Here is a 24,182-nt window from a genome sequence, read left to right as displayed (position 1 = left end):
CGCATGGACACCGGGCGCGTCCGTCACCCGTCCCGTCCGGCCGCTCAGGTGCCCGGGGCCGGCTGGATGCTGTCGCCGCGGTTGTTGATCGCCAGGTACGTGCCGATCCGGCGGAAGTCGTTGATCACCCCGAAGAAGCTCTTGTCCGTCGGCAGGAGGGCCCGCAGAGCCGGCTGGTCCGACAGCCGTGTACGCAGCAGGTCCTTGTAGGCGTTGTAGACCTTCGCCGTGTAGTTGGGCTCCTTCGCCGCGTTCATGCGGTAGTCGTTCGTGATCGCGATCGAAGCGAGGTCCATCAGGTAGCAGTCGAACAGATCCGTGACGTCCGAGGCCCTCGCCCCCTCTTCCCCCGCCTGCGCCTGCCGCGCGAGGATCCCGGCCATCCCGACGACGATCTCGCGGTAGATCCGGTGCCTCGTACTGCTGGGGAAGGCCGCCATGATGTGGTCGGCCTGCCCGGCTCCCCGGGTGCTCATCGTGCGCGGCTCGGCCAGATCCGCCAGGCCCGGCACCGGCAGCGGAATGTCCTCGAACATCGACTCCTCGTCGGGGATGCCCGTGTCGCGGGAGGCGAGGGGGTGCAGGCCGATCTCGTGGGCCAGCATGCCCATGATGTAGCCGATGTCGTACTTCTCGAAGTAGTAGCTGGCGAGGTTGATCTGCACGCCGTCGGCGCCCAGGTCGCGGACGTCGGCCGGGGTCTCGGTCGTGCGCACGTGCAGTGCGATCCGCACGGGGCGGCCGGCGACGTAGGACCGGATCGCCGGGTGGTCACCGAGCAGCTCGATGATCCGGACCGCCTTGTCGCGGTACTTCTCGTTCGTGTGCTTGAGGTTGGTGAACTCGAAGTTCCCCGACCTGAACGGGGTGGGCGTCTGCGCGGCGGCCGGTACCTGGTCCGCGCTCTGCGGCATGTGGGCCGGGAGCTCGGTGAGGGGCGTGCCGTCGGTGGCGGTCTGCGCCGCGGGCAGGGAGACCGGGTCGACCCAGACGGAGGTGCGCGCGACCGGCGGAGTGCCGGTGCGCGCCGTTGCCCAGGTCGTATCGGCGTCTTCCGGGCCGTGCGGGGACCGCGGCGTCACGTCACCGATCTGGGCCTGCAACAGGGCCAGATGCCGGCCCCGGAGACCCGCTGCGGGGAGTGAGGAGTCCTCGGGGGCCTCGTCCAGTGCGCCGAGGAGGCTGCCGGGCACATGGGGGCGGTGCGGGGTCCCGGCGTCGCGGTACTCGTCGCGCAGGCCGAGCTGGTGGGTGAGTTCGTGCACGAGGTGCACGGGTTCGGCATCCGTCCACCAGGTGTTCTGGTCCATGGCCCGGTCGCGGCCGGTCAGGTCGACGGTCAGGTGGGGGGCTTCGGCGCCTGTGCCGGCCGGATCGACGTGTTCCACGGTGACGTGCAGCCGGTCGCCGTTGGGGAGCAGATGCCCGGGCGAGTTGAGGAGGTGGTGCACGCCCCACTGGAGGCGGTCGAGGACGCGTGACCTCTGCTCGCCGGTGCCGCGCAGGGCGACGCGGACGGTCAGGTCGGTGACCGGCTCGCCGGCGTAGGTGAAGCGCCGTGCGTCGAAACCCGAGCGGACGACGAACCGGGGGCGGTGGTCGAGAGGTGTCCGGACCGGCTGGGTCGCGGGCGCCCGGGGCGTGCGCGGCGCGGTGCCGTCCGTGCCGGGGAGCCCGGGCCGGGCCTCGCCCGTGGTGTCGCCGCTCGGTTCCGGTGTCCGGGCCTGGATGCTGTCGCCCTGGTTGTTGAAGGCGAAGCTGGCCCCGAGCCCGAGGAAGTTGTTGGTGACGTTGTACCAGCTCTTGTCCGGGGGCAGCAGTCGCCGCACGGGACTGTCGGGCGCCAGCCGCGCGGCGAACTGCTCCTTGTAGGCGTTGTAGACCTTCGCCGTGTAACGGGGTTCCCACGCCGCGTCCTTGCGGCGGTCGTTGGTGACGGCGATCGTGGCGAGGTCCATCAGGTAGGTGTCGACGAGGTCCGTGACGTCCTTGCTCCTGGCGCCTTCCTCGCCGGCCTGTGCGTCCTCGGCGAGTATCCGGGCCATGTCGAGGACGATGTCGCGGTAGATGCGGTGGCGGGTGCTGCTGGGGAAGGCGGCCATGATGTGGTCGGCCTGGCCCGCGCCTTCGGTGTTCATGGTGCGCGGGTTCTTCAGGTCGCTCAGTCCCGGGACGGTCAGGGGGACGCCCTCGAACATGGCTTCCTCGTCGGGGATGCCCGTGTCGCGGGAGGCGAGGGGGTGCAGGCCGATCTCGTGGGCGAGCATGCCCATGAGGTAGCCGGTGTCGTACTTCTCGAAGTAGTAGCTGGCGAGGTTGATGTCGACGCCGTCGTCGCCGCGGTCGATGACGTCGGCGGGTGTCTCGGTGGTGCGCAGGTGCAGGGTGATGCGGACGGCGCGACCGCCGACGTAGTCGCGGATCGTGGCGTGCCTGCGGAGCAGCTCGATGACGCGGATCGCCTTGTCGCGGTACTTCTCGTCCGTGTGCTTGAGGTTGGTGAACTCGAAGTTGCCCGACCTGAAGGGCGCGAGCACCGGATCCGGGGCCGGGGGTGCGGAGTTCGAGGTCTGCGGCATGCGCGGCGGGACGGCCGCGGCCGCCTCGCCGCTCGCCTGGGGCAGTCGGGGGCGGGCCTCGCCCGGAGGAGCCGGGGTGTGACTCTGCTGCGTGGGTCGCTGGATGCTGTCACCGCGGTTGTTGGTGCCGACGGCGGTGGCCAGTCGGGCGAAGTCACCGAGGACGCCGAACCTCCCCTTGTCGGCGGGCAGCAGGGCCCGGACGGGGCTGTCCTGCGGGAGGCGCTGGAGCAGCTGCTCCTTGTACGCGTTGTAGGCGCGGGCCGTGTAGCCGGGGTCGAGGATCGCCTTCGCCCGGTGGTCGTTCGTGACCGCGATGGAGGCCAGGTCCATGAGATACGTGTCGATCAGGTCGGTGACGTCCTTTGCCTTCGCTCCCGGCACACCCACCTGGGCGCGGTGGGCCAGGACCTGGGCCATCTCGACGACGATGTCGCGGTAGACGCCGTGGCGGACGGTGTGCGGGAAGGCGGCCATCACATGGTCCTCCTGACCGGCGCCCTCGGTGTTCATGAAGCGGGGGGTCGTCAGCGACTCCAGCCCCGGGACCGGCAGGGGCATGCCGCGGTAGAGATCCTCCTCCTCGGGGATCCGGGTGTCGCGGGAGGCGAGGGGGTGGAGGCCGATCTCGTGGGCGAGCATGCCCATGAGGTAGCCGGTGTCGTACTTCTCGAAGTAGTAGCTGGCGAGGTTGATGTCGACGCCGTCGTCGCCGCGGTCGATGACGTCGGCGGGTGTCTCGGTGGTGCGCAGCTGGAGGGTGATGCGGACGGTGCGATCGCCTGTGTAGTTCTTGATGGTGGGGTGTTCGTCGAGCAGTTCGATGATCCGGACGGCCTTGTCGAGGTAGTCGTCCGTCTGGTTGAGGTTGGTGAACTCGTAGGTGCCCAGCTTGAAGGGCATCGGCGCGGGCGCAGCCGGCGTCGCGGTCGGGTCCTGCGGCATGGGGGCGGCGACATCGGCTGCTGTGGTGCCGTCGGCCGGCTGGGGCAGCGAGACGGGGTCGACCCATACGGACTCGCGGAGTTCGGGAGCGGCGGCGCTCCGAGCCGCCGTCCAGTCTCGGGCGGCCTGTTCACCGTCGTGCGGAAGCGGTGCCGGGGTCGGCTCGCCGACGAGGGCACCGAGGAGGGCCAGGTGCCGGTCGCGCAGGCCCGCGGGGGCGAGTGAGGAGTCCTCGGGAGCCTCGTCGAGACCGCCGAGCAGACTGCCGAGCACGTGGGGGCGGTGCGGGGTGCCGGCGTCGCGGTACTCGTCCCGCAGGCCGAGTTGGTGGGTGAGTTCGTGCACCAGTTGCACCGGGGCGGCGTCGGCCCACCAGGTGACCTGGTCCATGGCCCGGTCACGGCCCGTCAGGTCCACGGTCAGGTGCGGTGCGCCCGCGTCCGTGCCGGCGGCGCCGACGAGCTCCACGGTGACGTGCAGCCGGTCGCCGTTGGGCAGACGGTAGGCGGGTGCGTTCAAGAACTCGCGCACTCCGTCACGGAGTTGGGCGAACACGTGGGCCCTCTGCTCGTCCGTGCCGCGCAGGGCGACGCGGACGGTCAGGTCGGTGACGGGCTCACCGTCGAAGGTGAACCGGCGCGCGTCGAAGCCCGAGCGGACGACGAACCGGGGGCGGCGGTCGGAGGTGCGCCGTGACCCCGGAGCGCCCGGTGCGTGGGATCGCGACGCCGCCTCGGGACGGCTCTCGGGCAGCCGTGGGCGCGCCTCCTCCGAGCCGGAGCCGGAATCGGGGCCGGGGCCGGAATCGGGGCCGGGGCCGGAATCGGGGCCGGGGCCGCCGGTGTTGCCGGGGGCGGCAGCGGTCTGTGCCGGTGCGGCGGGCCGCTGGATGCTGTCGCCGCGGTTGCTGGTCGCGATACTCGTGGCCAGTTGGGTGAACGATCTTGCGACGCCGAACAGGGTCTTGTTCGACGGCAGCAGGTTCCGCAGCGCGGTGTTGTCGCCCAACTGCGCGGCGAGCAGCTCCTTGTAGGCGTTGTACACCCTGGCCGTGTAGTTGGGTTCCTTGACCGCGTTCAGCCGGTGGTCTCCGGTGACGGCGATGGAGGCGACGTCCATCAGGTAGGTGTCGAACAGGTCGGTGACGTCCTGGGCCTTCGCACCCGGAACGCCCACCCGCGCCCGGTGCGCGAGTATCCGGGCCATGTCGAGGACGATGTCGCGGTAGATGGGGTGGCGGGTGCTGCTGGGGAAGGCGGCCATGATGTGGTCGGCCTGGCCGGCGCCTTCGGTGTTCATGGTGCGCGGGTTCTTCAGGTCGCTCAGTCCCGGGACGGTCAGGGGGACGCCCTGGAACATGGCTTCCTCGTCGGGGATGCCCGTGGCGCGGGAGGCGAGGGGGTGGAGGCCGATCTCGTGGGCGAGCATGCCCATGAGGTAGCCGGTGTCGTACTTCTCGAAGTAGTAGCTGGCGAGGTTGATGTCGACGCCGTCGTCGTCGCGGTCGATGACGTCGGCGGGTGTCTCGGTGGTGCGCAGGTGCAGGGTGATGCGGACGGCGCGACCGCCGACGTAGTCCTTGATGGTGGGGTGTTCGTCGAGCAGTTCGATGATCCGGACGGCCTTGTCGAGGTAGTCGTCCCTCTGGTTGAGGTTGGTGAACTCGTAGGTGCCCAGCTTGAAGGGGCGCAGGACCGGCTGCGGGGCGGCGGACTGCGTGCCCGAGCCGGTGTCGTCGCCCGACAGCGTGCTCAGCTCGTAGGCCTCGTCGTGATGGGGCAGGAGCGGGACGACGTCGCCGCCTCGGCGGCGCAGCCGCAGATGGGGGCCGTCGGCGGCGGGTCCCGCGTAGGTGTACGCGGTGCCGTTCTCCTCGATCAGGGTGACCGTGGTTCCCGTCGCGGCGGCGGCCCACTCGGCCACCGCGCGATCGGCCTCCGGGCCCCACGGAGCCTGCGCGAGGTGTCGGCGCAGGTGCCCGTCGAGCGCCTCCTGGCTCGGCTCGGGCGCCCCCGGTCGCCTGGGGAGGGGAGGGGGCGAGAAGAGGGCGTCGCGCTCGGCCGCCCTCCCCGGAAGGCCGTTCAGCCGCATCAGCTGCGCCGGTGTGAGCCCTGCGCGGGTGCGCAGGCGTGCCGCCTCACGGTGATGCGGTCCGGGCTGTGCGGCCGCTTGGCGCAGGGCCGTGGACAACGCGCCGAAGAAGCCGTTGCCGCGACCGGTCGGAGTGCCCTGCGTGTAGGCGGCGCCGTCGGGCGCGGTGAGGACGCCGTTCCGGTCGAGGCGGTAACGCGGGCCCGCGCCACCGCTCGGCGGCGACCAGGGCGGTGTGGTGTGGCTCGGGCGCGGGGGCTGCTGCCGGCCGGGCGTGCGGGTGCGGTCCGCGGACGTCGTGCCGAGGGTCCCGGCGTTCCCGGCCGTGCCGAGGGTCCCGGCGTTCCCGGCCGTCGTGGGGTCGGTGGGCCGCGGAAGGGGGGCGGCCGGTGGGGGCGGGGTGCCCGGAGGGAGCGCGGCGTGGAAGAAGCCACCGGCGGCGAAGAGGACGGGGTCGGTGGCCGGCCGCACGGCGGCCGGGTCACCGCCGTGCGGGAGGAAGAGCTGGCTGCGGCCCTCCCCGGTGACCACGGTCAGCGGGACGCCCAGGGTCCGCGCGGCGAGGGCGGGCAGCAGGTCGGCGCCGCCGTGGTCACCGGCGCGACGCGCGGGGGCCGCCTGATCGTCGTCCGGGTGCGCCCCTGCCTCGGGACGCGGTTCGCTCGCGAACGGCCGGGCCAGGGCGGTCACGGCCAGTGCCACCCGCTGGCCGGGGCTCGGCCAGAAGGTCTGCGGCAGCCGCCCGAAGGCATCGAACTCCGCTTGCTGGGCCGGGGTGAACCGCACTCCCGCGGCGTCGACTTCCTCCTGCGTGAACGTGTCGGCCGTGTCCGGTGCGAGCGAGTCGAGCAGGTCGGCGTTGCCGTCCTCGGCCAGTGCCCGGGCCAGGCGGTCGCGGGCGGCGCCGACGGCCTCGGCGGTGACTCCGGGATCGCCGGGGGCGGCCGTGAAGCGGCCGGCCAGGTCGGTGCCGAGCAGATGGGGAAGCCGCCCCCGGTCCTGGGCGACGGCGAGCAGCGCGTGGAAGAACGAGGCGCCGTCGTGCGGCACGTCGTGGATCTCGCGCACCGTGGCGCCGTCGGGTGAGGTGAGCGTGCGGGGGCCGGAGCCGGTGGCGTCGGTGACGGTGTACGGCTCGGCCGCCTCGGAGCGCCAGGCGGGCGGGGCGTACGGCTGCCGGCGGTCCGGGGCGGGGACGGCGGACGGGTCGCGGTGGTGGGCGGTGAGGCGGGAGGCGGCCAGGTGCAGACGGTGGTGCTCCGCGGCGGCGGCGTCGGTGCGCCGCTCCCACAGCCGGACCTCCGCGCGCGCAGCCTGCCACGCGGCGACGGCCGGCGACGAGGGCAGTGTCCCCGACTCCCCGGCGAGGTCCCCCGGATCCCGCTGCTCCTGGGGCGTCAGGTCGAGCCAGGTGTCGCGGGCCCGTGCCCGGGCGTCGTAGTAGCGCTGCTCGGCGGTGGCGAGGTCGGCCGCGGCCTTCGCCAGGTCGTCCCAGGCGGCGCCCACCTCGTCGGGGAAGCTGGTGTCGTCGAGGAGGCCGTAGTCCCGGGCGATGTCCTCGCGCAGCCAGACCAGGACGGTCGTCCGGGCTTCCGCGGCGCGCGGCCCGCGCCTGGCCTTGCCGAGGGCGTGCAGGGCCCGGATGTCGCTGAAGTGGTGGTGCGCTTCGCTGACCGACAGCCAGCTCACCGGCAGCGCGAAGAGCATGCTGCGGTCGGTGACGACCTTGAGGTGGGTGCCGAGCGTCGTGTCCGTGGTGCCTTTGAGTGCCGTGCTGTCGTTGGCGCCGCCGATCGGGACCGTGGCTCCGGGGTTGGTCACGCCGGCGTTGCTGTTGCCCGCCAGGGGCGAAGTGCCCACCGTGCCCTCGACGTTGTCGGTGATGCCGGACTCCAGCGCGTCGGAGGTCCTGCGGCGCTGCATCGCCTCCATGCGCGGCTTGTTCTCGACCGCGAGCAGTCGTGCCCCGGTGCGGTGCATCTTCGCGTAGAGGCGCGAGTCGGCGGTGTGGGACTGCCCGAAGAGGCGGGCCGAGGACTGGGTGGGCAGTGCCGAGCCGTCCGGGCCGAGTGCCTCGCGGAACCCGGCGGTCAGGCCGCCCTGGGACGTGGCCTCCTGCTGCGCCTGCGCGGGGGCCGTACCGAGGCCGGTGAGGGGCGTGAGGCGGGCCATGCGCACACGCTCGGCGAGGCCGCTGCCGCTGTGCCGCCGGCCCAGGTCGCCGTCGCCGAGCCCGTCCGCCCGGGCGGTGGCGAGGGTCAGGCCGTCCTGGACGTTGGCAGCGCCGACCACGTCCACGGCGAGGATTCCGGAGCCGATCCGGTCGTCGAAGGGCAGGACGTCGGACTCTGCGGTGCCGTCACCGGACGTCCGCCACGCGGCGATGCCCTCGGGACGGGCCTGCTCGGCCGTCAGCACCCGCACCGCCCGCTCCGGCTCGGGCACCTCCTGCTCGGTCACCGCACCGTCCGAGCCGTCACCGTCGGGGGTGAGCAGACCGGCCGGGAGCATCTCGTGGAGGGTGCCGACCGAGGCCCCGGTCCGGGGCGGGAGGGGTGCGCCGGTCGCGTCGGTCATGGAGACGGTCAGCACATAACTGGTGACGATCTCGGCGTGCGCCTGGGTGGTGGCGATGTTCGGCATCGCGGTGCTGCCGTGCGTCTCGGTCCGGGTGCTCGACCGCTGCTTGGCGGCGGTGCCCTGGAGCGAAGGGCTCGCGGTGAGGACGCCGCCGCTGCCGGCCGCCGCACGCTCGCTGACCCCGAGGGTCAGGTCGGCTCCTCGGTCCTGCGACGAGGCGACGGAGTCGTCGCGGGTGATGGTGCGGTAGTCCTCCAGCTCGAACCCGGTGCGCAGCCTCTCCACCGTGGTGCTGACCGGGGTCAGCCGGAAGTGCAGGACGCCCGGGCTGCCGCCGACGGCCAGGTGGTGGGGGCGCGTCCAGACGCGGTGACGGACCGGCAGGGTCATCCCCTCGGTGGTCAGCTCGTGCAGGTGGGCGCGCAGGAAGTCGGGCGAGAGGCGCTGCAGGACCTGCTCTCGGTCGTGCGAGGGCACCCCGATCGTCTCCAGTTGCCCCAGCAGGTGCCGCGCGGCACGGCTCGCGTCGAGCCGGCCGCTGGGGTGGGTGGGGAACCTCCGGCCGCGCAGGAAGCCGGGCACCCGGTAGCCGCCGCCGAGGTTGCGCGGCGTGGCGGTGCCCAGGCCGTCCGGGGCGAGTCCGGTCTCGATGGCGTCCTGCATGGGCAGGTGGAACATCACCGCGTCGCGGATGCGGTGCAGCGCGGCGGCGGCCCGCCGGGGTGCGAGGCGGCGGCCCAGGTGTTCCGACAGGCGCCCGGCCGCCGTGCTGATCCGCATCCCGGCGCGGGTGCCCGCCAGGCCCATCGCGGCCGTCCAGCGGTCCCGGACCGCGATGGTCTCGGCGGTGTCGGCGACCACCAGGTACATGCGCCCGGCGAAGGTGAGGGTGGTGTTGCGGCCTCGCGTGAGGGTCTGCGAGATGCTGCGCCCCCGGCCCCAGGCGTACTGCAGGGCGGTCGAGTAGGTGCCCGTCACCGCCGCACTCCCGGGGGCCTGCTGGAGCGGCATGTGGGCGCCCTGCACGCCGAGCGTGGCGTGCGAGACGCTGCTCGCGGCACCGGCGACCCGGTGCTCGTTGCCGATGGTGGCTTCCAGACTGGCCGGCTTGGGGTCGCTCCTGACGCGCAGGTTGGACAACTCGCCGCGGATCGCGGCCTTGAGGTAGTGGGTCTGGAGCGGGCCCGCACCGGTGAGGCCGGTGATGCGGGAGCCGAACGGCCCCAGGTACTGGCCGAGTTGACCCGCCACCGAGAGATTCGCCATGGTCCGGAGCAGAGCGGTGCGGACCGGGGCTCCGGGTGCGCCGACGTGCCAGGACGAGCCGGTGGCCCGATCCGCGACGTCCTGCACGAGCTGCCGGCGCCGGGGACCACCCTCGGTGCCGAGCACCACGTGCGGCGCGCTCAGCAGTCTGTCGGTGAGCCGCCGGTCGGCCGGGTCGGCCCGGTGCAGCGGACGGGTGCCGTCGAGGAGTCGGTCGGCCTCGATGGAGGGGAGCCGCTGCGCGGGCGCGACGGCGACGGGGGCTGCCGGACGGCCGGGCGGTGGGTCCGCGGGACCGTGGCGGTCGGAGCCGTGTGCGGCGGGCACGGCCAGCTCCACCCGGCCCACCGGCTCGGACCCCCGGTCGAACAGCGGCCGTTCGGCGACCCTGCTGACGAAGACGCCCGCGCCCAGCAGGCCGACCGAGGCGAGCCGCGCCCAGCCCCGCGGACGGCGGTGCCCTTCGAAGGTGGCGCCCAACTCGACCCGGTAGCTGTAGAGGTCGGCGCCGTTGTGGAACGTGAGGTGATCGTGGGTGACCGCGGCCGTGTTGCGGGTGGCCTTCTGACCGGTCGTGGCGTAGCGGGCCCCGAGGGTCACGTTCCCGATCCGGCGTGGCAGCCCGGCCTCGGGCACCTTGTCGTGGTCGCGCGGCGAGATGCCCAGCTCGACACCACCGGAGAGCGTGACGGAGGCCTGCTGCCCCTGCCCGGAGATCTCGGTGCCGATCACCGCGTTGCGCAGCGACCGCTCGCTCATGGTGGTCTCGAACCGCCGGTCGCTCAGCCGCGCCCTGAGGACGAGCGTGTGATGTCCGCGCGCGACCTTCCCGTCCTCGGTGAGGGTGACCGGCACCCCGGTGGTGGTCAGCTCGTCCAGACTCTGCGCGAGGCTCGGCCGGTTGAGGGCCTCCCGTACCTGACGGTCGTTGTGCGAAGCGGTCCGCAGGCGCCCGTCGCCGTACCAGAATCTGGCCAGCCGCGGGTGGCGCAGCATCAGCGGCGGGACGAACAGTGACGGGTAGGAGCGGTGCAGGGTGTCGAGCACGGCGTCCGTGAAGACCCACAGGGGGTCCTGCGGTGCGGGCTGCCGGGCGGCGTCCGGCGACGGGTCCTGCCGGTGGGCCGGGTCGTCCTGGAGGCGGTCGTTCTGCGGGCGTTCGGGGCGGAAGCCCTCGGCCCGGACCTGACCCCCCAGGTGGACCGGGTCCTCCCGGGTGAGGTACCAGGGCACCGGTGGTTCGACGTCCGGGTCCGGGCCCGTCCGGCCGGGTGTCCGGCTGTCCCAGCCCGCCAGCCGGCGCGCGTCCTGCGTCGACATCCAGTCGAGGCTGACCACCCGCACCGGACGCGCCGCGGACGCCGGTTCCCCGGGCTTGCGCACCATCAGCGTGCGTTCGACCCGGTACAGGGCCATCGGGTGGTTGCGGATCCGGCCGGTGGTCTTGCGTGCCGCGTCGGTACCGAGGTGGTGACCGCGCCCGCTGGTGAGGTCGGCGCGGACCAGCGGACCGCCCTGGAGGCGTACGTCCGTCTCGGGACCGACAAGGGTGTGGTTCGGCCCGGCGGTGACCTGGATGCCGAAGCGGGTGTCCCGGACGTGACCGCGTTCGTTCTGGTAGGTGGTCTGGGTGAGGTCGCGCACCTCCGCCTTGACCGACTCGGTGACCAGAGTGGCCCGGTGCGGCACCGACCGTTCCACGATCAGGTGCCCCAGCGGGTGCCGGCCACTGCCCCGGGTCAGTTCGGGCCCGGTGACCGCACCCGTCATCCGTCCGAACAGGCCGAGCAGCCGCGTCGGCCGGACGTACGACACCATCGTGCGGTGAGCCGAACTCCCGGGCCTGGCACCGGAGACGGCCAGCGCCACGTCCTCCGGCGGGTCGACCAGGTGCAGACCGGTGATGTCGGTGACCCGCGGCTCCGTCCCGTCGGGGAGGGTGAGGGTCCGGGGCGCCCGCCGCGGGCCCGTGAAGGGCACGGTGAGGTCGTCCGGCAGCCGCCAGCTGAGACCGTCCCGCACGGCGAAGTGCGCCGCGTGCACCTCGGTGCGCCGCCAGGCGGGCCGCACGGGGGCCGGGCCGGCGGCCGGGGCGGACTCCGAAGACCGGCTGCCCCCGCCCACCGGCCCGTCGGCCTTCGGCGCCTCGGTGACCCGGTCCACCCGCACCCGGTAGTACACGTCGTCCAGGTGCAGGTGCGAGCCCTCGTGCGCGCGCCACTCGGTCTGGTGGTACGCCTGCGTGCCCTGGGCGTAGTCGGTTCTGCGGGTCCAGCCCAGGGAGACACCGATCTTCAGCAGCCAGTCGAGCGGGGGACCCATGCTCACCCCACCGGCGATCCGGCGCCCGAAACCGACGCTGCGCCCACCGCCCGTACCCGCCTGGCCGCGCCGCATGGTGTCGACGCGCGTGGTGCCCCCGTCGACGTCGGCGAAACGCTCCCAGCGGTGGTACGGGACGGCCTCGACCGTCATCTCGTGCCCGACGCCGGACTTCTCCCGGCCCACGAACCGCGCACCGCGTGGAGCGGTGAAGGCGCCCGGGTGATCGGTCAGCATCCTCAGCAGCTCCGCCCCGTCGAACTGGGACCGCAAGCGCCTCGGCAGCCCGTCCAGGATCTGCCGGGCCACCGACTCGGGCGAGCGCAGGGTGACGACGCCGGGACCGGTGAGGAGGCCGGTCGAGAGGTCGCGCGACGCCCGGTCGTGCAGCGCCCGGTCGCCCGGGCTCGTGTCCCCGGTGCCGCCGTCGGGGTGGATCAGGACCGTGGGCAGTCGGCTGCCGTCCGCGAAGGTGACGGTGTGCGGCGCCGGTTCGGGCAGGGACGCGTCCTGGCCGGTCAGCAGGCGCGTCGGCCGGTACCTGTCGAGCTGCGTCTCCAGCGGCACCCCATCACCCCGGTCGGGGGTGCCGGACTCCGGGCCGCCGTCCGCGTCCTGTCCGGTGGCGTCCCGGCCGGCGATGGCCTGTCCGGTGGTGTCGGGGGCGACGGCGTCCCGCGCGGGAGGAGCGGAGGTGACGGGGTCCTCGGCCAGGGCGTCCCGCGTGCCGACCGGGTCGGGAACGGGGGTGAGCGGGGCCGCCTCCGGGACCAGGGCGTCGTAGTGGTCGGTGCCGTTGTAGGCGAGGTACAAGGTGCCGCTCCGGCCTCCGGGGTGCAGCGAGGTGACGAGCGAACCGGCGGCCTGCGGATGCGGCCGTACGAGTCGCAGGTCCAGGTCCAGGGTGTGCGCCAGGGCCTCCGGGAGCAGGTCGGCGAAGGGGGACGCCCACAGGCCGCGCCGCTCGGCGGCCGCGGCGACCAGGGCACCCGAGCCGATCCGGCGCGCCTCGGCGGGCGTGGGGGCCACGTCGGCCAGGTGCGGGTAGTCGCTGTCGCGCAGGAGCTCCCGCCACCGGCCGGGGTCGCCGTCGGTGACGACGGCCTGCGCGATCCGGTTCCACTCGTCGGTGATGCGGGCGCTCTCCCCGGCGTCGCGAGCTCCGGCGAGGGCGCGTACCCGCAGGTCGTCCACGACGGTGTAGACCGGATCGGGGAAGGCGGTCGCCGCCGCGGTACCCAGTTCGGTGCCCCGGATCCGGTCGCGCAGCAGCCCGCGCAGACCGGCGACGTTGCGCGCGGCCCACGCCGGGGGCACCGGCCGGCTGCGGGCGCTGTCGAGGAGCGCCCGGAATAGGCAGTCGCCCCCGCCGGGGGTGTCCAAGCGCGTGAAGGCGCGTCCGTCCGCGTGCACCGTCTCCGCGCCGGCGGGAGTGGTGCCGCTCCTGCTGAGCAGGGTCAGGTCCTCGGCCGGACTCCCCGGCCGACTCGGCGCCGGGACCAGATCGGGCCTGCGGCGGGCCAGCTCCGCGCTGTCCTCGGGGCTGAGGGCCAACTCGGCCAGCGGCAACGGGGTGTCGGAGAGCGACCAGGTGATCTGCGCGGAGGGCGCGTACGTCAGTCCGCGCACGTCCGCCGGCGAGACCATGGCGGTCGGGGGAAGCACGGGCGGCGGTGGGGGGAGCAGCGTCTCGAGCGCGGCGTCGACGCCCCCGGCGGAGCGCAGACCTGCGGCGGCGCGCAGGAAGCGCGTGTACTGCTCCGGGCCGGGGTCGCTCGCCGAACCGGCGTCGCCACCCGCCGAGTTGCCCCAGTCGGTGACCATCCGGCGCAGCAGGTCCGGGGTCATCCGGCCGTCGCCGTAGCGGGCCGCGGCGCTCGGACCCAGCCAGCGCAGGTTGTCGACCAGGGCGAGGCCCGCGAGCAACTCGTGGTTCTCCGGCTGCTGTTCGGCGTCGGGGCCGAGGGTGTCGCGCAGGGTGCGGATCTGCTGGAGGGTGCGGGCGCGGGTGAAGGCGTCGGCCGGTTCCGGACCGGCGTGCAGACCGGCGATGCGCGCCAGGTCGTCGAGGTCGGCGCCACCGGGCTCCGGGGTGAACAGCCGCCAGCGGCCGGGGCCGTCCGGCCCTTCGGTGAGCACCGCCCGGACGTTGCCGTCGCGGTCCCGGGCCGTTCCCACCTCGGTGGTCGGCGCGAACACCGGACGTCCCGTTCGGTTCGCCACGTGCTGGGCGACCGGCAGGCCCGCCACCGCGGGCTGCCGTCCGGTCTCGCAGGAGAACAGCACGATCGGCCGGTCCGGAGCACCGTCCTCGGACCACGACCGCAGCACCTCGCCGAACTGCACCCCGCTCACCTTCACGCTGGGGTGCGCGGTGTCGTCGGTGCCGAGCGTGACGGTACGGGGGGTGCCGTGCGCGGCGAAGTAGTCGGCGCCCGCCTCGGTACCGGAACCGGGCAGGGCGGCGGGTGGCCCGGTGAAAACGGTCCTGGGCGGCCCGGACGCCCCGTCGCCGGTGCCGGGAGCGGACACCGTGCGCACCCCGCGGTACGTGTCCTGCCCGAGCAGCGTCCGACGACCCTCACTGTGGGCGGTGCCGTCCTCGGCCGGGCTCTGCGACACGGTCAACGTCCGTACAGCCGTGCCGGGTCGGGGCTGAGCGGAGGCTTCGGGCACCCAGCGCCGCAGGTGCGTGACGGGCACGGTGTGACCGGTCAGCGTCGTCACGGCCGGCTGCGCCGCGGGGCGCGCCGGATCAGACCTGACGTCACCCGTGACACCCACCGGTCGTACGACGATCCCGGCCTGCGGTGGGGGCACGGCGAGCGGTGCCGGCGAGTCTCCCGACTCCAGGTGCAGCTCGGTGGCCGGCTCGGCCCACGGCCGGGACAGGGTGGCGAATTTCGCCGCGGGCGGCACGGTGGGGGACACCTCCGGCTCCGTCGCGCCGCTGCGCGCCGGGGGCGTCACCTCGGACAGCGTCTCGGTGGGCGACTGGTCCGCGCTGGAAGGAGCCGACTCGGTCCTGAACGGCTTCGCGTCGAAGGGCGAGCCGGTCTCCCTCGTGGCGACCGGGGTGTCGACGGCGGCGGCGCTCTCGGTGGCGGGTCGGGACGCGTGGCCGGCGGGGGCGGGCGAGCCGAGGGCGTCGGCGAGGGCGGCTGAGCCGACGGCGTCGGCGAGGGGGAGCAGTACGTCGGACCCGGGGAACGCGGTGCCCATCGTGCCGCCGGTGTCGTTCGGCGCCCCCGGGGCCGGGCCGGTGAGTGGCCGTACGCCGACGGGGTGGCCGGGCCCTTCGCGGGTCAGCTCGACGGCGGCGCGTACGGGACGCCCCGTGCCGTCCACCGAGGAAGGCGGCCCGAGGACGACGGCACGGTCGGCGCCGGCTCCGTCCAGGAGGGCTGCGGCCTCGGGCGAGCCCTGGGCCGGGGGCGGCGACTGCGACACGACGACGGTGAGGGGCGCCGCTCCCGTCGGGCCGGTGGCCGGGCCGGTGGGAGCGCCGGGCTTCCCCTCGGCAGCGCCGTCCGCCTCGTCGCGGACGTCCCGGCCGTCGACGGTGTCTCCGTCCGTCCGCGGGGCGTCCGGCGTGCGAGGGCTGCCCTGGGACGTGGTGGAGGAGGAGGGCGTCGCGGAGGTGCCTCCCGTCGGCACGTCACCGGGCCTGGCACCGGAGGTCCCGGAGGCTGAGGTGCTGCCCGAGCCGGTCCCGGGCGTGGCGGGGCCGGGGGAGCCGATGTCGGGGGACCTAGTGTGGGGAGAGCCGTTGTCGACATGGCGATTTGGGGCTTGCTGGGAGTGCGCCGTCTCCGCCCGGGCTCCGGTCGACGTGCCGCCGGACACGTCCGTCGGGCCCGCGGTGTCGTCGGCCAACGGCGCTTCTACCGTGACCGGCACGCCGAAGGAGTCGAGAGCGCGGCGGACGCCGTCGGTGTCGATCCGGGCGGCGGGGCTGTTCCCCGCGGGCACCACCCGCACCTCGGGGCGCTGCGCCAGGTCGCCGTGCAGCGCGTCGCGGACCCCGATCTCCGTGCCGCCCGGGGGCTGCGCACCGCGTGCGGCGGCGAGGTCGCGCAGTGCCTGTTCGCGTATCTCGGGCGGACCGGTGTGCACCTGCTGCCACAGCGCGTTCTCCGCGGCCGTCACCGGCAGGGGGCCCGGGGTGTAGGGCGGCGGGTCCACGGTCGTGTAGGGCGGCGGAGGCGGACTGCTGGTGAAGTCGGGGGACGGGGAGGCAAGGTCGGCGACGCCGCCGGAACCGACGGCCTGCCGGGTGGCGGGTGGGGGAGAGGCGAGCGGGGAACCGCCGCCCGTGCTGCCGCCCGGTCGGTCACCCGTGCGGCCGGTCCCGTCACCGTCACCGGTCGCGTCGCCGGCGCGGGAGCGCGGGGAGCCGGAGGAGTCCCTGGAGTTCCGGTCGCCGGAGTCACCGTCGCCGCCGGACACCGTGGACGGATCCAGGCGCAACTTGTCGATGGCGTGGCGCAGTTCGGCGCCGCTGTTGATCGCCGTGTCCGTGAGGGTCGCCTCGACCTGGCTGCTGAGGCCCGCCCCGACGAAGGTGGACCAGCTCGTGGACCAGTCGCCGTCGAACGCCCCCTTGATCAGGATCTCCGCGAGGGCCTCACCGGCGCCCGCGGCGAGGAAGTCGGCTGCTCCCTTGAGGCCGTAGTGACCGGCCAGCGCCCTCGGCCGGTCGGCGTTGTGGCGCAGCAGCCGGTTGTTGCGCCACAGACCGGGGTTGTTCCGGAAGGAGAGCGGATCGTTCCGGAAGGTCGTCGGGGTGTCGCGGTGCGGGGTCGGCCCGTTCGGGGACGGACCCGGGCCGGGCCGGCCGCCGGGGGTGTGGTCGCGGTGAGGCCCCGGGGCGGGCCCGGTGTCGAGGTCCGGGACGTCGCGCCGGCCGGGGTCCTTCTTGAAGCCGAGGTCGGGGCCGTCCTTGAGGAAGTTGTTGTCGTAGCTCCTGACGATGTTCTTCGCGAAGTCGTCGAAGACGCTGGTGAGGAAGCCCGCAGCGGCGCCGAACGCGGCCGACTTGAGGATGTCGTTCCAGTCGAAGCCGTCGGGGCGGCGGCCGTTGGGCGCGAAGTTCATCATCGCCAGCCGCACCGCGAAGGTGGTGAACGCCTCGGCGAACGCCTCCGTCAGCGACGGCGCGAGGTGCAGCCGCTGCAGCAGATGACTGAGCGTGGTGAGGATCATGAACCGGCTGCGCAGCTTGGCCATCATGATCTGACTGGCCGAGGCGCCCCCGGTGAAGAAGGACATCGCGAGGTAGAGGGCGATCTCGATGAGCAGCCGGATGACCTCGGCGATGACCTGCCACTTGGACTCCATGATGTCCATGGACGTCTTGCGCCGACCCTCGGCGATCTTGTCGAGCTGCTCGGCGAACTCGCGCAGGTAGTTCTTGCCGCCGTCGTCGACGAGCATGCCCATCGCCTTGGCGTACGACGTGGACAGGTCGTCCGGCATGGATTCGGCGATGTCGTGGATCGACTTGTCGATCAGGGACGAAAGCCGGTCGATCTTGCGGCCCAGGCCGGAGTAGGGCGTGCGGCTGTCGTAGGCGAGGTCCTCGTCGGCGTCGATGAGCTTCTCCCCGGTGAGGATGAAGATCATCGCGTTGACCTCGGGTGACGCCTGGAGGCTCATCGGCGGCCGTCCCGGGCGTTACGCGGGCAGCACGCGGTGGCCGCTCCCTCGGGCACGAGGGAGCGGCCGGTGGCGCCGGGGTCAGCGGCGCCCATGCCCGCCCGGGCCTCCGCCGCCGTCCAGTCCGTCGGTCTCGATCCGGCTGTTGCGCTGCTCGATGTCCTCGATGTTGCGGTCGCGGGTGTCCTTCATCATCCGGACCTGGCTGACCGTGGCGTCGGTGATGCCCACCAGGGCGTCACGGATGGACATCATCGTGTCCTTGGTCGTCTGCCGTTCCTTCTGCTCCTGCGGCCTGGCCTTCTCGGCGAACTCCCCGTCCGTGCCGGGCCAGCCGACCGTGGGCGCCAGCTCGTCGAGGAACTCCTCGGTCATGCTCCGGGCCAGGGAGCCGATCTCCTCCAACTGCCCGGCCAGGGCCTCGATGCGGTGCGGATCCACGTAGTACCGCTGTCCCACGTCAGTCCTCCCCGTCCTCGTCGAGCGCGTCCCGCCAAGCGGGCCCCTGCTCGCCGCCGCGCGCCGGCTCCTCGTCGTCGCGCAGCACCTCGGGGCCGAAGATCCGCTCCCAGTCGACCTCGAAACCCTTCAGCTCCGGCACGTTGCTGCTGGGCTCCGTGAAGGGAGCCATCGCCTTCATCACATGCCGGTTCATCCGCAGGCGCGCCGCGCCCGCCGCCTCCAGGACACTGGCGGCCAGCTCCTGCGACGACATGTCGCGGTACTTGTTCTCCAGGAACTCGAGCCCGGTCAGCTCACCCTGCGGTCCGACCGTCGCCCGCACCGCACGGTCGGAGGAGAGCACCGCGAACGACGTCTCGCGCAACTCGCGTTCGGTGCGGGCCAACGCCTCCTGGGCGGCCTGGAGTTCTGCCATCGCCTGTTCCAGGCGCTTCTCCAGCGGTTCCGTCACGCTCGCCCCTCCCTTCTTCCGCGGGGTCCGTTCATCCGGCCGGCTGTCCGGTCCCTCGACTGTGTTGATCTTGCCCGGTGGCGGTCCCGGCGCCAAGCCGGATCCCGCTCCGCGCCCGTCACCCCGTGTCCGTCACGTCGCGCCGGTCACCGGCCGATGACGGCCGGTGTGCCGCCCTCGTCGGTGCCCCACACGTCCGCGTCCTCCTCCAGGTAGTCGGCGGACGTGGTCGGCCTGCGGCCGGGCTCCGCGTCCTCCTCCGGGGACCCGCCGCCGGTGGTCGCCACCCGGGAAGCGGGGGCGAGGAAGGTGTCGCCGTCCTCCTGGCGGTTCCACGGGCTCCGCCGCCGGCGATTGCGCCGTTCGCTCTCCTCCGCCGCGTCGACGAGGACGGCCCGCACCCGTTCGCCGTTGCCCCGCTCACCCCCCGCGCCCATGCCGCCCGTGCCGCCCATGGGCATGCCGGGACTGCCGGGCATGCCGGGGCTGCCCGGGGTGCCGGCCATGGGGGCCGGTGCGGGCGGGGCGGCAGTTCCGTCCGACAGCTGAGCCACCCCGGACCCGCCGGGAGAGAAGGAGCCCGGGACGGAGAAGCCGCCCGGAGCGGCAATGCTCGCGGTCGGCCCGCTGCCAACTCCCCCTCCCGGTTCGGACAACGGAACGTCCCGGGAGACCGTGGAGCCGCCGCCTGCTCCGTTCAGTTCGTCCAGACCGTCGAGGATGTCGGAACGGTCCGGCAACGGCGGCGTGTCGAGGTCGTGCAGGTTCACCGTCTCGGTGCGTCCCTGCGGGTCGGTGACCGTGGCGATGCCGGTGTCCGGGTCGATGACCTGGGTGCTGCCGTCCGGGAAGGTCGTGGTCAACTGGCCGTTGTCCAGGGCGGTGACGGAGCCGTCCGGGTTGGTGACCCTCGCCCCGTGGGTGAGGTCGGCGGTCGTGCTGGAGCCGTCCGGCCGAGTGGTGGTGAGCATGCCGTTGTCGGGGTCGAAGACGCTTTCACTGCCGTCGCGGAACGTGGTGGCGAAGTCGCCGTCGTCCTCGAGCGAGGTGTGACCGCCGGTCGGGGTCTCCAGGCCGGACGGGTCTGCGTGGATATTGCCGAGGTCGCCCAGGTCGCCCAGGTCGCCGATCGACTCGGTCGTGAGGTTCCCGTTGAGGTCGCCGAGGTTGCCCAGGTCGCCAGGATTCCCTTGCTGATTCTGGCCGTTGAGGCTCCCCCATGGTCCGAGGTTCTCGGTGGTGGTGGTGCCGTCCGGTGCGGTCGTGGTCGTGCGGCCGGTGGCGGGGTCGACGGTCTGGGTGGTGCCGTCGGGGAAGGTCGTGGTCAGCCTGCCGTCGTCACCCAGGGACGTGACCGAGCCGTCGGAGTTGGTGACTCTCGTGCCGTCGCCCAGGTCGGCCGTGGTGACGCTGCCGTCCGGGTGGGTGGTGGTGAGCACCCCGGTGTCCGGGTCGAAGGACGTGCGTCCACCGTCGCGGAAGTCGGTGGTCAGGTCGCCGCCGCCGGTGAGCTGCGTGCTGCCTCCGGTCGGGGTGTCGAGCACCCCGTCGCGGCTGTTCAGGCCGTCGAGGCTGCCCAGGTCCGTCGTCGTGGTGGTGCCGTCCGGTGCGGTCGTGGTCGTGCGGCCGGTGGCGGGGTCGACGGTCTGGGTGGTGCCGTCGGGGAAGGTCGTGGTCAGCCTGCCGTCGTCACCCAGGGACGTGACCGAGCCGTCGGGGTTGGTGACTCTCGTGCCGTCGCCCAGGTCGGCCGTGGTGACGCTGCCGTCCGGGTGGGTGGTGGTGAGCACCCCGGTGTCCGGGTCGAACGAGGTGCCGCTGCCGTCGGGGAAGCCGGTGGTGAGCTTGCCGTCGTCGAGCTGGGTGCTGCCCCCGGTCGGGGTCCGCAGGGACGTGCCCGGACCGTTGTTCAGTCCGCCGAGGCTGCCGAGGCTCCGGGTGACCTCGTCGTCGGCCGCGCCGTCGGTCCTGCCGGACGGGCCGTTGTTCAGCGCGCCCAGGTTGCCCAGGGACGCGGTGACGGGGGGAATGTCGCCGGTCGAGCTCTGATCGCCGCCGCCGGTGCTGTTCAGGTCGCCGGGACTCTCGGTGACCGGGACGTTCTGGCCGAGCAGGTCGTCGAGACTGCCGAGGTTCTGCTCGTTCAGCGCGCCCCGCGGGTCGTTGAGGCCGCCCAGGTTCTCCTCCAGGGCCGTGCGCTGCTCCTCGGCCTCGCGCCTGGCCTCGTCCTGCTCGCGCTTCTGTTCTTCGCGGAGCTCGTCCGCGTACTTCCTGTCCTCGTCACGCTGCTGGTTCTGCTCGGCGCGGAGTTCGTCCTGGTACTTCCTGGCTTCGTCCTGCTCCCGCTCCTGCTCGGCGCGGAGTTCGTCCTGGTACTTCTTGGCCTCGTCCTGCTCGCGCTTCTGCTCGGCGCGCAGCTCGTCCTGGTACTTCTTGTCCTCCTCGCGCTGCTGGTTCTGCTCCTTGCGCAGCTCCTCCTGGTACCGCCGGTCCTCCTCGCGCTGCTTCTCCTGCTCCGCCCGCAGTTCGTCCTGGTACCTGCGGTTCTCCTCGTTCTGCTTGTCGATCTCCTCCTTCTCCTCCTGCAGCTTCCGCTTCTCGTAGTCGTCGGCGGCGGTGGTGGTCGACTTCGGCTCGGGCAGGTTCTCGGAGAAGTCCTTGCCCAGGTCGAGGAAGTGGTTGTTGAGGGAGGACTGCACCTGGGCCGCGGGTTTGCCCAGGTACTCGTCGACGCCCTGGCTCCAGATCCTGACGGCCTTGTCGCCGACCTTCGCCCAGTTGGCGATGTCGTTGAGGTCGCCGTACTCCGGGTGCTCCTGGAGGAAGCCGGCCTGCGGGGTGTGGTAGGTGGAGCTGCCGTAGCGGGAGGTGGAGACCTTGATGTCGGTCTTGGCGACGTTGTTGGCGTCCACCCATTGGGCGAGGTCGTCCAGCACGTAGCGCAGCACCTGGTGCGGGTCGTAGTAGGGCGACTTGGCCCAGTCCAGCCACGCCTTGAGCAGGGTGTCGGCCGCGTCCTCCAGGTACTTGCGGCCCAGGGACAGCGCGCGGGAGTAGACCGTGTTGCCGGTGCCTGTCTCGCTGCCCGAGCCGGGGCTGGCGTTGAAGGTCTCGACGTAGTTGTCGTAGTTCTCGCGGATCTTCTTCAGCAGGCTCCGGAAGACCTCGGCGGCCTCGCCCTTCCAGCTCGCGTCGTCGCGGCCGAACCGGTCCTCCCAGTCCTTGAGCACCACGGCGTGGTCCTTGAAGAACTTGGCGGCGTAGTCGAAGGACTCACCGGTGGTGTCGAACGAGTCGAGGTCCACCACGTCGCCGCCGCCGACGCCCAGGTTGCTGAACCGGGCGTCCTGGGTGCTGCCGCTCAGCAGGGCGAGCAGCGCCGCCCGTGGCCCGTTCATGTACCGGGCCAGCGGGATCGTGCTCATCTTGTCCTTGTTGTAGTCCGTGAACTCGTTGCCCTCACGGACCTGGGCGTCGTGCACGTTGTCGGATCCGGGGGAGGCGAAGATCACCTCGTCCCCGGCCTTGACCCGGCCCTCGAAGACGATACGGGCCTGCTTGATCCGGGTCTTCTTCCCGCGGTCGAAGAACCAGATGTCGTAGTCCTCGCCGGTGTTGGTCAGGAAACCGGAGTCCTTGACGAGCAGGCCGAGGCTGCGGTCCTTGATGTCCATCCGGAAGAGCTTGCCGCCGTGGTCGGAGCGCAGGGTGTCGAAGACCGTGCCCCGGTCCGGCACGGGATACCCGGTGATGTGGGTGACCAGGGTGGCCCAGGTGTCGGACGACGGGTCACCGGCGCTGTCGAACTTGTCGAGGTTCGCAACGGAGTTGGGATCGTACCGATCGGCCACCGGGCGCCCTTTCTGGTCGGTGCCTGTCCTGCGTGCCGGTGCACGGCGTTCTCATGCCGGTGAGCAGCCGGGTGCGGCCGCGGTGCGGGTGTGCCGGCCGCTCCGGGGCGGGGCGGGCACGTGCGGCGCGATGTCAGGTGTCGTCGTTGTTCCCGCCGGAGCTGCCGGCGGTGAGGGAGTCGACCTCTTCGAAGGTCATGAGCAGCGTCTGCGCGTCGATGGCGCTGAGGTTCTTGTCCTTGGTCTTGTTGGCCTCGTCGATGGTGTCGCCGAGGGCCTCCTTCAGCTCCTTGAACAGCTCCATCTGGTCGCCGAGCAGTTTGTCGATCGACTCGGCCGCGGCGCGCACGTCCTCGATGAGCTTGGGGCCCGACACCAGCGGTTCGGTGACCATCTTGCCGATGCGCAGGAGCTGCTTGTCCTGGGCGAGGTTGTCCGGCGTGGTGTGCCCGTCGATGAGCTCGCCGAGCGGGCGGATGTGTGACCCGTCGCCCTCCTCGCGGTGCTTCTTGGCGGCGGTGTACACCGGCTGCACCTCGTTGTCGCGGAAGTTCTCCATCTGCTTGAGGTCGAAGTGCTTGACGTCGGCCTTCTCACCGGCCATGGGACGTCCTCCTGCGGCTTGGTACCGGACGGGGTGACGAGCGGCACCGGTACGGCCCGCCGGCGCCGGCGGGCGGACGGCCGTACCGGTGAGTGGCCGGGGGTGCTACCTGGCCCGGACGTTGCCCCAGTTGTCGGCGCTGCGCCGCTCGTCGCGGGAGTGGTTGTCGTGGATGCTCTGGATCAGCTGACCGCTGTCGCCGAGCAGCATGGCCATGTTCTTGGTCGCCTGGTCCCACTCCGCCTGGACCTGGACGTACATCTGCCGGTCGGAACCCTCCCAGGAGCTGACGAGCGGCTTCAGCTCGTCCTCGAGGGTGTTGAGGGTGTTGATGATCTGCTGGGTCTGGTCCTTCAGATCCTCGATGGCCCGCTGGACCACGGGGTACTGCACGTCGATGATGCCGTCGGCCATGACGTCTCCTCTCGGGGGCCGGGCGCCAGGCCCGGAAGGCTCACGGGGTCCGGCCGCGCCACGAGGGCCGATGCCGGAAGGGGGGAAGTCAGCGCAGCGCTTCGAAGACGCCCTGGGTGGTCTTGCTGTTGAGGACCTCGGTCAGGTCCTGGTTCTCCTGCGCCAGACGGTTGGCGGAGGTCACGTTCTCCTGCAGCGCGTCGATCATCTTGCTGATCTGCACGACGACCTTCTGCGCCTCGGCGTTCCAGCTCCGGAAGAGCTTGAGGAGGGCCTGCCCCTCGTCACCGCCGACGCCCGAACGCGCGGCCAGCTCGGCCACGTTGTTCTGGATCTTCTCGACCTGGCTCCGGGCCGACTCCAGGGACGAGACGCCCCCCAAGCCCTTGGCGTAATCCGCTTTCCTCGCGGCACTGTCCGCCATGTCGCGCTCCCTTCGTCTCAGCAAGTCCTGTCGTCTGGTTGCTCGCTGAGGCTAGAGAGAACCCCGCGTTCCGCGCAACGCGTGCAGGAATGGTTTTGAGCTTCGGTCCCGTTCGTCAAGGACCCTACATACCAGTGGAGTTGCCGGAGGGTTTCGGCAGGGTGAAGGTATCCGCCTCACCGGGGGGCGAGTGCCCGACGGCACATTCGCGCAAGCGGCTCGCGAAGCGGGCACGAAGCGGGCACGAGAGAACGGCAAACGGTCACCGCGGCGGTGTGATTCCTGGAATGTCCGCGTGGGGCGCGGTCATTCCAGGCATCACCTCCGGGGAATTCTTGAGCTTCATTTGAGGTACCGCGCCGGCCGGTTGCAATTCATCGCGCCGGCTTACGGCGGTCGCGGGGCCGGACACCGGTGCTTTCCCGCGTTCCGCTGCGGCCGCCGACGGTGCCGGCCGTACGCCGTCCGGATTCAATTCGGCTGGAATTCGCCCCCGCTGCCGCCCCATTTCCCTTTGTTCGGTCCGTACGGGTTC

The 24,182-nt window shown here is 72.5% G+C and carries 7 protein-coding genes; all 7 read right to left on the bottom strand.

Translation table 11 applies throughout. From position 1 onward, the window contains the following. Positions 1 to 44: 44 nt before the first annotated feature. Positions 45 to 17,441 carry a WXG100-like domain-containing protein gene (locus tag ACZ4M5_RS17300; protein ID WP_467737596.1) on the bottom strand — a complete coding sequence of 5,799 codons (17,397 nt, stop codon included), beginning with the start codon at positions 17,439 to 17,441 and terminating at the stop codon, positions 45 to 47. Positions 17,442 to 17,522: 81 nt separating this feature from the next. Then, the gene (locus ACZ4M5_RS17295) at positions 17,523 to 17,900 is read right to left on the bottom strand and encodes a hypothetical protein (protein ID WP_467737594.1); all 378 of its coding nucleotides are present in this window, start codon (positions 17,898 to 17,900) and stop codon (positions 17,523 to 17,525) included. Between the two features lies 1 nt (position 17,901). After that, the gene (locus tag ACZ4M5_RS17290; RefSeq protein ID WP_467737592.1) at positions 17,902 to 18,354 is read right to left on the bottom strand and encodes a YbaB/EbfC family nucleoid-associated protein; all 453 of its coding nucleotides are present in this window, start codon (positions 18,352 to 18,354) and stop codon (positions 17,902 to 17,904) included. 146 nt (positions 18,355 to 18,500) lie between these two features. Further along, positions 18,501 to 22,205 carry an AAWKG family protein gene (locus tag ACZ4M5_RS17285; protein WP_467737590.1) on the bottom strand — a complete coding sequence of 1,235 codons (3,705 nt, stop codon included), beginning with the start codon at positions 22,203 to 22,205 and terminating at the stop codon, positions 18,501 to 18,503. 133 nt (positions 22,206 to 22,338) lie between these two features. Further along, entirely contained in the window at positions 22,339 to 22,809 is a 471-nt protein-coding gene (locus ACZ4M5_RS17280) for a type VII secretion system-associated protein (protein WP_467737588.1), read from the bottom strand. Positions 22,810 to 22,914: 105 nt separating this feature from the next. Next, a complete protein-coding gene (locus ACZ4M5_RS17275) occupies positions 22,915 to 23,223 on the bottom strand; it encodes a WXG100 family type VII secretion target (RefSeq protein ID WP_467737586.1) in 309 nt (102 codons plus the stop codon). A gap of 88 nt (positions 23,224 to 23,311) precedes the next feature. Next, positions 23,312 to 23,647: a hypothetical protein gene (locus ACZ4M5_RS17270; protein ID WP_333935841.1), complete on the bottom strand. Its 336-nt coding sequence runs from the start codon at positions 23,645 to 23,647 to the stop codon at positions 23,312 to 23,314. Positions 23,648 to 24,182 lie beyond the last annotated feature (535 nt).

The organism is Streptomyces sp. NPDC026246 (assembly GCF_055567995.1).
This window is presented reverse-complemented; position numbering and strand designations above follow the sequence as displayed.